Source organism: Bradyrhizobium sp. P5_C11_2, from assembly GCF_054049755.1.
Genome location: NZ_JBFULT010000231.1, coordinates 1 through 11,070, shown reverse-complemented (window position 1 = coordinate 11,070; position 11,070 = coordinate 1). Strand labels below are relative to the sequence as shown.

Here is an 11,070-nt window from a genome sequence, read left to right as displayed (position 1 = left end):
ACACCCTGCCCGCCGGCCTGCTGCAGAGTTTTCTGCAGAACGGCGTGATCTCCGGCGTCGGCAGCGTCATCGTGTTCCTGCCGCAGATCATCCTCATCTTCCTGTTCATCCTGCTGCTGGAAGATTTCGGCTACATGGCGCGCGCCGCGTTCCTGATGGACCGCATCATGGGCGGCGCCGGCCTGCACGGCCGCGCCTTCATTCCGCTGCTGTCGAGCTTTGCCTGCGCCATTCCCGGCATCATGGCGACGCGGGTGATCGACAACAAGCGCGACCGGCTGACCACGATCCTGATCGCGCCGCTGATGACCTGCTCGGCGCGCATTCCGGTCTATACGCTGATCATCTCCGCCTTCATTCCGGCCAGGGACGTCTGGGGCTTCATCAACCTCCAGGGCCTCGTGATGTTCGGCCTCTACGTCGCCGGCATCACCAGCGCGCTGCTGGTCTCGTTCCTGATCAAGTTCTTCATGCTGCGCGACTACGCGCCGGCGCCGTTCATGCTGGAGCTGCCCGACTACAAGATGCCGCGGCTGAAATCGATCGCGATCGGCGTCTACACGCGGGCAAAAATGTTTTTGCACCGCGCCGGCACCACGATCTTCTCGATGATGGTGCTGATCTGGTTCCTGGCCTCGTTCCCGCAGCCGCCTGCAGGCGCCACCGAACCCGCCATCAACTTCAGCCTGGCAGCGATCATCGGCAAGGCGCTCGAGCCCCTGCTCGCCCCCGTCGGCTTCAACTGGCAGATCGCGGTGGCGCTGATCCCCGGCATGGCGGCGCGCGAGGTCGCGGTCGCAGCGCTCGGCACCGTCTATGCGATCGAAGGCGGCAAGGAGGCGGCCGAGCAGATCGGCCAGGTGCTGGCGACGAAATGGTCGCTCGCCACCGCGCTGTCGATGCTGGCCTGGTACATCTTCGCCCCGCAATGCGCCTCGACGCTGGCCGTGATCCGGCGCGAGACCGGAAGCTGGAGATGGATGGCTGCGACCTTCGGCTACATGCTGGTGCTGGCCTATGCCGCGAGCCTCGTGACGTACAACGTCGCGGTGGCGTTAGGGGCGGGATAGAGCCCCCTCGAAACTAAAAAAGTTGCAAACAACCCCATGCACAGTAGACGGGGGTCGTGAAATCAATGGGTTACGAATTATCCGAATTCGCCTTGACCCGTCGGGCAAAACACCGGCATGATGGCATCATCGGGACAGCGTCCGCCAACGATTGATCGCGGCCCGCATCCTCGACAAGTCCGCACAATTCACCCGCGCCTGGCCTTGCGACATCGCAGGAATTGATGCCGGACCTCCATCGTTTTCTTCGGCTTCCCATGAAAAGGCCCCGGTCGATGCCGGGGCCTGAGTTCACCGGGAGGACACACACGCTCAATAGCGAGCAGCGACCGGAGCACCGAAACCACCGAAGCGGTAGTTCACCCGAAGCGTAACCATGTCCACATCCTGGCTGATCCCACTGCCGGTGAGCGTGAACCCGCCGGGCGTGACCACGCCTGCGAAGCCGAAATTGTCGCGTCCCATCCAGAGATGGTCGTACTCGATACCGACCGACCAGTTCGGCGCAAAACCATATTCCCAGCCGACACCCAGGGCGCCGCCCCAGCGCGTGTGACCTGCCGAAGCCAGCCCGACACCGGTGACGTTGTTGAATATATCGAATCGATTGCGGGTCACGGCGGCGCCGCCCTTCACGTAGAGCAGCGAAGCGTTCCATGCCCAACCGAGCTGGGCTGTGAACAGCCCAATGGCGTCGATTTTGCCCGTGGTCGAGATCAACGGATCGATCAGGCTGACGCGCGTGTTCTTGATCTCGGCCCAATCGCCCTGAGCTTCCAGACCAAGCACAAACTGATTGGTTTGCCAGCGGTACCCGATCTGTCCACCGGCAAGACCACCGGAGCGATCGGCGCAGCCACCTGCCAGCGTCCCAGCGGGCGTTACGAAGTCGGCGCAACCATGGCTTTGCCCCCAGCCACCGTTGGCGCCGATGTAGAATCCGCTCCAGTTGTAGATCGCCACCACTGGTGCCGGCGGCGGCGCCTTGACGGCCATGTCGGCCGCCATGGCCGGAGCCGCCATACTCAGTGCCACGAAGCCGATCGCAGCAGTCGAAAACTTCCTCATTGTCTCGTCCCCTTTTTTGCTCTTTCGTTCAATTCGCTGTTTCGTCCAAAAATGAGCACCCATGCCGACCAGGTGCATAAGGTTCGCGAATGTGAGGAACTTTACGCGGGCAGGAGTCTCGAAGCCCGTATCAAAATGGCAACACCCAAGCGCCATCTCTATGCACCGTAGCGTGCTTAATCGATGCTCGACGCTTCTGACGGTAGAGAGCCGCCGTCATCGTTGAGCCACGCATGGATATCTGGCGCCGGAATGAGCCGCCTCGGAACGTGAGGATTGATCGTACCTGCAAAAACAGAGAGGCCTTCATCGAGCTTTGCGCGCGCGAACAACTTGGCTTCATCCTCGGTCGCGAACGTCCGCGTCTCGCGCGGACTGCGCTGCCTCGGCAAAACGCCACGTTGTCGAATTTCAAAGCTGACGTACCAAGTCGGGATCATCGCACCTGTCAACCTGCGAGCCTCGAAGTCGGGTTGTGGCGCGATCGTCATCCGCGTATTTGATGCAGATCAAACCCCGCGCGTCACACCGGCGACCGGAAGGTCGAGTAGAACGTCGGCAGGACGGTATCGTCGGCGCAACAATCGATGCTCACTTCGAACGCGGCTAACCTCATTGGATCACTTCCGCACCAACAGACTGACCGCCGAGAAACTGCGCGACGATGATCTCGCCGACCTCGTCGCGCTCCATCTCGATGCCGAGGTGTCGCGCTATCTCGGCGGCGTGCGCTCGGCCGAGACAACGAAGATCTATCTTGCCGTCAACATGGCCCATTGGGACCAGCACGGCTTCGGGCTCTGGGCGCTGCGAACGACAGACGGCCAGTTCGCCGGACGGGCGGGCATCCGGCACATCCTCGTGGACGGCATCGACGAGATCGAGATCGCCTACACCTTCAAGCGCGAATTTTGGGGCAAGGGACTTGCGAGCGAGATCGCGACCGCGCTGACCGACATCGGGCTGTCACAGCTGAAATTGCCGTCCCTCATCGGTCTGGTCTTCGTCGGACACGGCGCGTCCCGCCGCGTGCTGGAGAAGTCGAATTACGTCCTAGAGAAGAGCACGACGCATCATGGCGAGGACGTCGTGATCTACCGCGCCCGGCTGTGAGAGGCGGCCTGACGCTCAGCTGGTGCGCAGCCGAGCAACCGATTGCGGCAACGACGCGAGAAACAACACGGCGCAAACACTGAGCAAGACGATATCCTTGAACAGGAATTCGCCGGTTAAATTCCACGCCATTGGATCGGATGAGAGGCTCCATTTGACCACCCCCGGCGTCGTGAAGAAGAACGACCATGTGATCGCGAAGGTCACCACGCCCATGAGCGAGCCGACGGCGGACAAGATTGGGCTGAACGCGCCAGCCGCGAGCAGCGCCGCAATCACGAATTCAGAAACACCGAGGAAATACGCCTCTCCCCTGAGGCCGAACACCGACAGCCAGGAGATGAACGGACTGTTGGTGATGAACTGGGCGATGCCCTGGGCGGATTGCAGCGTGAACTTCTGCATTCCGAACGACACGAATATGATCACCATGACCCAGCGGAGAATGGCGAGAGGACGATAAGAACCGCCGCCATTCTCCGCGACGTTGAATCCCTTCATGTGACGATGTCTCCCCGGAGTGCACATGCATCTGTTGGCGAACCAAACGTTCGCTACAGGCTGTACGGAGAGGAGCATCGGTCGTTACATTCGGAGCGAGTTCCGCTGATCACAGCTGCGTGCAATGCGCGTGTCCGTGGCGAGCGAGCACTCTGTCGCCAGATCCGCACATTCACTGACAGACCAGTACGGGGGTTTTCGCCTGCGCCAGCACCTTGTTTGTCACACTCCCGATGAGAAGCATGGAGAGTCCGCTGCGCCCATGGGATGACATGACGATGAGATCGCAACCTTTATTCTCGGCTGCTGCGATGATGGCTTGATGGGGTTGCCCGTTCTCCACTTGAATCGGTTCGCAGGAAACGCCGGCCTCCTTGGCCGCCTTTGCCGCGCGATCCAACGCGCTCGTGGCCTGTTCCTTGCGCAACTCGGCATATGTTGCGACTGCTTCACGGAACCGCCCTGTCATTTCTGAGAACGGCTCCACAACGAAGATGAGAGATACTTTGGCACCAAGGGATTTCGCCAACGCCAACCCATGCGCCACTCCATGCTCCGCCAGCTCCGACCCATCTGTCGGAATGAGAATATGCCGGTACATGCTTCACCTCCCGCCGGTCTGGACCTATCGCCGCCTTCCGAAGGTAAGCTGGGCCCGCGTTTCGGATTCGGCCTTGAGATAGATCAAACTTTCGGCCCAACACGCCGTGACCCGGATGCCGGCATTGGCGCAAATCGGACGGGCCAAATCGGACGGGCGATGGCCCGTTGCGTCGTCGCTCTATGGGCGAGAAGGCGCCGGGACTGACGCAGGACTCCTGTCGCCCGGCCACGCGGCCATCGCCGCCCTGGCTGCGCCTCTCAACTCCTCGGGCGAGGCGCCGTCCTTGGCCTGGATGGCCATTCCCTGGAAGACGCCGAGGTAGAACCGGCTCAGGGCATCGATGTCCGTCGCAGCGGGCAGCTCGCCATTGGCGACCGCCCCTTCGATCCGAGCGCGCAGATTGGCGAGCATGTCGAGGCGGACCTTTTTGATGGCGCGGGCGATTGTCGCCGGCCATTCGTCGCTGACGGCGCCCAGCACGGCCATGCAGCCGGCCGGCGCCGTCCGGGATTTCGGCAGGGTCTCGGCCGCCGCGACCAGCAGATTTTCAATCCCGGCACGCGCGGTTGCGCCTTCCGCGAGCCTGTCCCACACCGGTTGCCCATGGGTCAGGACGTAGTGCTCGATCGCCGCAAGATAGAGCGCCTCCTTGCTGTCGAAGGCCGCATAGAGACTCGGCGAGCGGACGCCCATGGCGTCACAAAGGTCGTGCATCGAGGCCGCCTCGAAACCCTTGCGCCAAAACAGGAACATGGCGGCTTCGAGTGCCGCCTCGCGGTCAAATTCCCGTGGCCGTCCCGCCATCGCATCCCTTTCTGTAGTGATCAACACATAATCCCCTTGACGCGACCGATCAAGGCGCCACATATTTTGTGTCGATCGTTACAGAATTGGAKAGATCAGATGACGCTGGCAGGAAAACGGGCCCTGGTGACGGGCGCAAGCAGGGGTATTGGTGCAGCCATTGCGAAAGCACTGGCGACGGAAGGCGCGGACGTTGCGATCACTTATGAGAAGTCCGCAGACAGCGCCGCGAAGGTGGTTGACGCCATCAAGGCGACGGGGCGCAAAGCCGTGGCGATCCAGGCCGATAGCGCCGATGTCGCCGCCGTCCAGGCCTCGGTCGACAAGGCCGTCGCTGCGCTGGGCGGGCTCGATATCCTCGTCAACAACGCCGGAATTCTGCGCTTGGGCGGCCTCAACGACATCTCGCTTGGGGATATCGACGCACTCCTGAACGTCAACGTCCGTTCCCCGATGGTCGCGAGCAAGGCCGCGCTGCGCCACCTCGGCAAGGGCGGCCGCATCATCACCATCGGCAGCTATTTCGCCGACCGCGTGCCCTCGCCGGTGCTCGGCGTCTACGCGGCGTCGAAGTCGGCGCTTGCCGCGTTCACGAAGGCCTTGGCACGGGAGCTCGGCCCCCGGGACGTCACGGTCAATCTGGTGCAGCCGGGCTCGATCGACACCGACATGAATCCTGCGAGCGGCCCGACCGCGGAGACGTTGAAGCAGTTCATGGCACTCGGCCGCTATGGCGCAACGGATGACATAGCAAGCGCGGTTGCGTTCCTGGCGAGCGCGAAGGCCAAATACATCACGGGCTCGACATTGACGGTCGACGGCGGCGCGAACGCTTAGCGCGTTTTCGAGCCGGGATGCTGTCAGCACTCAATGGAGCAACTGAAGGAGCAATGACGGTGCCCTAGACTCCGTCATTGCGAGCGTAGCCCGGATGGAGCCCAGCGTAATCCGGGTCTTCTTGCGCGGACACGGCTGTCCCGGATTGCGCTGCGCTCCATCCGGGCTACGGAACCCTACCTGAAATACCCCAGCACGAGATCGAGATCCGAGCTGCCCGCGACCGTGCCGTTCAGCTCGGCGTCGATGACGCGGCGGCAGGCTTCGATCGCGGCGTGGTCGCCGAGATCGTTGGCGGCTTCCAGCACGAGCCAGGCGGCGTCGACCGAGGCCTTGTCCGGAGTGCCGCCGCCGAGATCGGCGGTGACGGCCTTGTCGAGGTTCTTGTTCGGATTCTTGCGAACTGCGGTGCCGAATTGAGGCAACATTGCAAATACTCCCCTGCCAATTCCCGGATGATGCTCAGTGGACCTTGATGCTCAGTGGACCTGGAGCTCGGGCTGACGACCCTGGGCGGGGTCGGCGCCAGCGCTGTTCTTGCGCGACTGGTAGAACTTCAAAATGCTGCGCGACGTCTCGATCTTGAGCCGGCCGAAATCGCGCTCATTGTCGTGGAGCTCGCGCGCCGTGATCAGATGATCCTTGGCGCCGAGGAACAGCAGCGACATGGTCGTATCCCAGGAGAAGTCGAGCGCCTTGCACAGCACCAGGATCATCTCGCGGTTGCGGTCCATCAACGCGCGCTCGATCACGTCGACCGGCAGCGCCGACAGCAGCGACAGGCCGATCTGCACCTCGTCGAAGCGATGCTGGCGGGCATAGTTCGAGATCGAATCCTGGTTGAGGTTGCCCTGCCGGTACTGCGTCGTCACCACGCGCTTGGCGACGAAATAGCTGCGCGAGGACGGACCGAACTTGGATTGCAGATCGCCGGTGACCTCGGTCACCGAGCTCTGGATCTGCGCCATCATCTCCGGCCGCTCGGTCTCGAGCCGGCGGCGGACGTCCTCCGACGCCTTCGAGATGAGCTGCTGGAAGATGTGGCGCGGCACGTCCTTGCGCAGGCCGAGCTGCTCGGCAAGGATCGAATCGCCCTCGGCGCGCCGGACCATGTGCAACAGGCCCGACCCCGAGAAGCGCGCGCCCTCGTTCCTGGCCACGGAGGTCACGACCTCCTGGTCACCACGCTTGACCAGCACGTCGGTGACGGCCTCGCCGATCGACTGGCGCTGGGAAATCGCGAGCAGATGCGCCTGTCCCTTGGTCAGGGCGCTCTCGACCAGCATCTTCTCGTCGATCCGCGTGGAGTCGCGCAGCACGGGACCGGCGACCTCGATCTCGTCGTCGAGCGCGAGCTTTGCAATGACGTTGAGCGGGGCGTGATCGCAGGCCGACATCAGCTCGGAGAGCTGCGTCCGCGCTGCGACCTCGATCTCGTCGGCAAGACGGCCGATGACCTCGCCGAACATGCTGATCTCGTCGTCGCTATAGCGGCCGGTGATCAGAATGTCGGTCGCATGCCACAACGCCTTCGCCCGGCTCTCGTCGGTGCCGCGCGCGATCGCGTCGTCCAGATCCTGTAGAAGCGATGTTGCCCCGTTCATGTCGATCACCCCAGTTCTTGGTAGTTCTTTGGCGAGCCGTCCCGCCGCTCGTGGCGCGACGCCGGATTCCTCTGGAACCGACACTAGGGATCAAACGCGAGAATCCGGTAAAGTCGGCAGATCAGTTTTGCCGACTAAAACTCATTAAAATGCGCGGGAATGTGTTCACCGGCAGGCAAGGGGGAAGGTGCGCTCCCTCTCCCGCTTGCGAGAGAGGGTTGGGGTGAGGGTGTCTCCGCAGAGAGACTCCCCCAGAGGAGAGAGCCCTCACCCGCACCTTCGGAATAGCCGAGGCTTCGCCTCGGCGTTCTTCGATGACGGCCGCCGAAGGCGGCCTATCCTCTCCCGCAAGCGGGAGAGGTTGACCGAGCCCGCCGCCCGACCTCTCCAAACTAACGTCGCCTAAGGATTCGACGGCGTCAGCACCAGCGGCGGCTTCGGCTTGGGTCTTGGCGGCGGCGGTCCGGGCGCCGGCCTCACCTCGATCGGCGGCGGCAGCGGCGCCGCCTGGCTTGCGAGCGGCGGGCTCGGTGCGGCGGGAGCGGCCTGCGGCGCCTTCGGCATCGGCGCGGCCTTAGGCTCACCCCTGGGCTCAACCCTGGGCTTCGGCGGCGGCGCGCGGCGCGGATCGCGGCCGGGCACCGGCACGTCGGTCAGCGACGGCTCCGGATCGRGCGAGACCAGCGTCGGCAGCGCCGCGGTGGCCGGTGGCGGCTCACCGCGCTCGATGGCATCGAGCCGGCGCGTTTCGCGATCGATGGTGCGCACCGCAAGCCATGAGGACAGCGGCGCGAGATCGAGGGTGCGGTTCAGCCGGTCCGGCGGGCCAGCCGCGAACAACTGGATCTCCGGCGGGGCGCCGGACAGCCCGGTCATGATCGGCGTCAGGCTGGCGCGGATGTCGGCCTGGTCGGCGGGAATGTCGTAGCCGCCGGAGACGATGGCGCGGGCGTTCTTCGCCTCGAGCGGGGTGGCGCCGACGCGCAGCCGGCCATCGCGGATCGTGAACGGGATCTGCGCCGAGGCGACCGCAATGGGAGCTGCCGACAGCGCGGGCTCGACCAGCTGCCGCAGCCGGTTGTCGTCGGCGACCTGGCCGCCGTCGCTGGCGCGGATGGCGATCTCGAAGGCGCGGGGATTGAGGCCGGCGATCTCGGCGGCGTCGAGCGTCACCGTGCCATTGCCGGCGAGCGCGCCGGTCAAGGCAGCGAGGCTGCGGCCCTGGCTCGTCAGCGCCATCTGCACCGAGGCGCGCCCCTTCGGCAGCGCGAGATCGCGGTAGCGCAGCGCCGCCGCATCGACATTGCTGAGCTCGATACGCGCGTTCAGCGCGAGGCCGCCCGCGCCATTCCGCGCATCGAGGCTCGCCGACATCTCRCCGCCGCCGAGGCCGCCCTTCAGCGCGTCGAGCGCGAGCGACTGGCCGTCGGTCCTGATGGTGCCGCCCACGGGGCGCAGCTCTATCCCGCCCGGCAGGCTCCCGCGCAGGGCCTGGAATGCGATCCGGCCGCGCCAGCCACCGATGAGCCCCGCGCCCAGCGGCTCGGCTGCGTCGCGTCCCGCCGCGCCGAGGGCGATCGCCAGCGCGGGCGCGAGATCGAGCGCGTCGAGGCCGACCTCGCCGTCGATGCTCTTCTCCTGATCGAGCGTCACCGCCAGATGGCCGCGCAAATGCGAGCCGGCCGCGCTGCCGTCGAGATCGTCGAAGGTGAGGCGATTGCCGGACAGGCCCACGCGCGAGGACAGGTTGACGTTCCGAGCCGACTTGTCGGCAGGCCCGGCGCCGAACAGCGGCGCCAGATTGGCGTTGCGCACGCGCAAATTCACGCTGGCCTTCGGCTCCGGCGCGGACAATTCGACGCTGCCCTGCGCATCCGCGTCCAGCCCGCCGCCGCTGAGCTTCGCGTTCAATTGCAGCGGCCGGCGCCACGCGCCGCTTAACCGGCCTTCGAACTGCGAGGCGCCCTCGCCTGCGGCCACCAATCGATCGAGGCCGAGCAGCGCCAGCAGCGCGCCGGCCTGCGGCGTCGACAATTTCGAGTCCAGCGTGAAGTCGCTGTTGCGCAAGCGGTCGATGTCGATGCCGGTGACGGCCACGAGCGGCGTCTGCGCGGCCAGCGTCGCGGTGGCCTTGAGCTGCGGTGCGTCGAGATCGAGCACGGCGCGGGCGTCGCTGCGATCGGCATGCTCGGCGTTCCTGTCGAGGCTCAGATCGAGCTTCACGCGCGTTGCGCCGGGCAGCGCCGGGAGCGCATCGAACCGGGCGCGGACCGAAGGCGCAAACGGCTCGATCAGCGCGGTGAGCTCGCGCAGCGAATTGGCCGACGATTTCAGCGCGAGCCGCCCGGTGGCCTTGGCGCGGTCGAAGCTGCCGCTCGCCTCCGTCGTCGCGCCGCTCGCCTGACCGAAGCGCAACTGCTCCAGCGACAGTGACGTCGGGCCGTAACCGAGCTTTGCCGCGAATGGCCGCAGCTCCTGGCCGGCGGAGGTCGCGCGGCCAATCTCGAGCGAAAGCTTTGCTTCCTCCGGCCATTCGCCCTGCGGTCCCGCAAGCGCGCGCGCAAAACTCGCGGCCGCATCGAGATCGAGGCGATCGGCCTTCAGCTCCGCGTCGATCCGCGAGCCCTTGCTCGCGCCGGTCTGTGCGAAATCGATCCGGCCCTCGACGGCGCCACCTTCGATATCGGCCTTCAGCTTCTCGATGGCGAAATGGTTTGCCGCGATCGTCACCTCGCCGGAAAGGCGCAGCGGCCTGGTGCTGCGGCGGTTGACCTCGCTTCGGCCCTGGAGCCAGGCCACCAGCGTATCGGGATCGGAGGATTCGACGCTGAGGCGGCCGCTGAAGCTGCTGGAGCCCGGCGCCGCGCCGTTGAGCGCGAGCTGCGTCATGCCGGGGGCGCGCAGGTCGAGACGCTGGAAGGTCCAGGATTTGCCGTCGGTCGTCAGCTCCGCCGTGATGTTCTGGAGCGGCCGTGCGCCCAGCATGATCTGGTCGGAGTTGAACTCGATCTGCGCCGGGATCGGCGCCTGCGGGATAGCCGCGAGACCCGCGCGCAGCGCCGGCAGGATGCGCAGCGGTGCGGCATCGCTCTTACCCGCGAGCTWGTCGGCGTCGACCTGGCGCGCCGACAGCACCGCGCGCAGCAGCGGCGAGGCGCCAAATTTGAGATCGCCGACGCCGCCGGCCTTCAGCGCATTGTCTTCCGTGCCGAAGCTGGCGTCGATCTGGTCGAATTTGGCGCCGGCCGGATCGGCCTTGAGCTTTGTCGTGAGCTTCCAGGGCGTCGGGCCCGCCTCGCCCGGCTTTTTGGCCGGCGGCACCGCCAGCGTCAGCGCACCCTCGAATTTCGGCAGGCGGTTGTCGAAAGCGAGCACGCCTTCGAGATCGGCGAGGATGGCGCGCTCGCCGGGATCGATATTGAGATGGAGGCGGGTGGCGCTGCCGTCGGCGCTCGGGCCGGAGGAGATG

Annotated in this window: 11 protein-coding genes; 3 read left to right on the top strand and 8 right to left on the bottom strand. The window is 65.2% G+C overall.

All coding sequences use genetic code 11. The features are described from left to right. On the top strand, positions 1–1,070 hold a 1,070-nt coding region (gene feoB / locus ACXJL8_RS21280), incomplete at its 5' end, for a ferrous iron transporter B (protein WP_456685519.1). A 312-nt stretch (positions 1,071–1,382) separates the two neighbouring features. Here feoB and ACXJL8_RS21275 read toward each other — a convergent pair. Continuing rightward, entirely contained in the window at positions 1,383–2,138 is a 756-nt protein-coding gene (locus ACXJL8_RS21275) for an outer membrane protein (protein ID WP_456619920.1), read from the bottom strand. A 176-nt stretch (positions 2,139–2,314) separates the two neighbouring features. Further along, a complete protein-coding gene (locus tag ACXJL8_RS21270; RefSeq protein WP_456619943.1) occupies positions 2,315–2,578 on the bottom strand; it encodes a hypothetical protein in 264 nt (87 codons plus the stop codon). Positions 2,579–2,753: 175 nt separating this feature from the next. Here ACXJL8_RS21270 and ACXJL8_RS21265 point away from each other — a divergent pair, with 175 nt between their 5' ends. After that, positions 2,754–3,251 carry a GNAT family N-acetyltransferase gene (locus ACXJL8_RS21265; RefSeq protein ID WP_456619921.1) on the top strand — a complete coding sequence of 166 codons (498 nt, stop codon included), beginning with the start codon at positions 2,754–2,756 and terminating at the stop codon, positions 3,249–3,251. Positions 3,252–3,266: 15 nt separating this feature from the next. Here the strand turns inward: ACXJL8_RS21265 and ACXJL8_RS21260 are convergent, their stop codons facing one another. From ACXJL8_RS21260 to ACXJL8_RS21250, 3 genes are all read right to left on the bottom strand, one after another. Next, positions 3,267–3,752 carry a YkgB family protein gene (locus ACXJL8_RS21260; RefSeq protein ID WP_456619922.1) on the bottom strand — a complete coding sequence of 162 codons (486 nt, stop codon included), beginning with the start codon at positions 3,750–3,752 and terminating at the stop codon, positions 3,267–3,269. 172 nt (positions 3,753–3,924) lie between these two features. Next, positions 3,925–4,353, bottom strand: coding sequence for a universal stress protein (locus ACXJL8_RS21255; RefSeq protein ID WP_456619923.1), 429 nt, complete (start codon positions 4,351–4,353; stop codon positions 3,925–3,927). A 180-nt stretch (positions 4,354–4,533) separates the two neighbouring features. Then, positions 4,534–5,184 carry a TetR/AcrR family transcriptional regulator gene (locus tag ACXJL8_RS21250; RefSeq protein WP_456685518.1) on the bottom strand — a complete coding sequence of 217 codons (651 nt, stop codon included), beginning with the start codon at positions 5,182–5,184 and terminating at the stop codon, positions 4,534–4,536. 75 nt (positions 5,185–5,259) lie between these two features. Between ACXJL8_RS21250 and ACXJL8_RS21245 the strand changes: the two genes are divergently transcribed. After that, positions 5,260–5,997, top strand: a complete 738-nt coding sequence (locus ACXJL8_RS21245; protein WP_456619925.1) for a 3-oxoacyl-ACP reductase family protein — start codon at positions 5,260–5,262, stop codon at positions 5,995–5,997. Between the two features lie 176 nt (positions 5,998–6,173). Here the strand turns inward: ACXJL8_RS21245 and ACXJL8_RS21240 are convergent, their stop codons facing one another. The 3 genes from ACXJL8_RS21240 to ACXJL8_RS21230 form a co-directional block, all read right to left on the bottom strand. Continuing rightward, a complete protein-coding gene (locus ACXJL8_RS21240) occupies positions 6,174–6,425 on the bottom strand; it encodes a hypothetical protein (RefSeq protein ID WP_456619926.1) in 252 nt (83 codons plus the stop codon). Positions 6,426–6,476: 51 nt separating this feature from the next. Continuing rightward, positions 6,477–7,601 carry a DUF2336 domain-containing protein gene (locus tag ACXJL8_RS21235; RefSeq protein ID WP_456619927.1) on the bottom strand — a complete coding sequence of 375 codons (1,125 nt, stop codon included), beginning with the start codon at positions 7,599–7,601 and terminating at the stop codon, positions 6,477–6,479. A gap of 402 nt (positions 7,602–8,003) precedes the next feature. Beyond that, positions 8,004–11,070: hypothetical protein (locus tag ACXJL8_RS21230; protein ID WP_456685517.1), on the bottom strand; the 3,067-nt coding region annotated here is incomplete at its 5' end.

Coding starts and splice junctions, on each gene's coding strand:
- ACXJL8_RS21245 (WP_456619925.1), top strand. CDS start 5,260: ATGACGCTGGCAGGAAAACGGGCCCTGGTGACGGGCGCAAGCAGGGGT.
- ACXJL8_RS21275 (WP_456619920.1), bottom strand. CDS start 2,138: ATGAGGAAGTTTTCGACTGCTGCGATCGGCTTCGTGGCACTGAGTATG.
- ACXJL8_RS21260 (WP_456619922.1), bottom strand. CDS start 3,752: ATGAAGGGATTCAACGTCGCGGAGAATGGCGGCGGTTCTTATCGTCCT.
- ACXJL8_RS21235 (WP_456619927.1), bottom strand. CDS start 7,601: ATGAACGGGGCAACATCGCTTCTACAGGATCTGGACGACGCGATCGCG.
- ACXJL8_RS21240 (WP_456619926.1), bottom strand. CDS start 6,425: ATGTTGCCTCAATTCGGCACCGCAGTTCGCAAGAATCCGAACAAGAAC.
- ACXJL8_RS21270 (WP_456619943.1), bottom strand. CDS start 2,578: ATGATCCCGACTTGGTACGTCAGCTTTGAAATTCGACAACGTGGCGTT.
- ACXJL8_RS21255 (WP_456619923.1), bottom strand. CDS start 4,353: ATGTACCGGCATATTCTCATTCCGACAGATGGGTCGGAGCTGGCGGAG.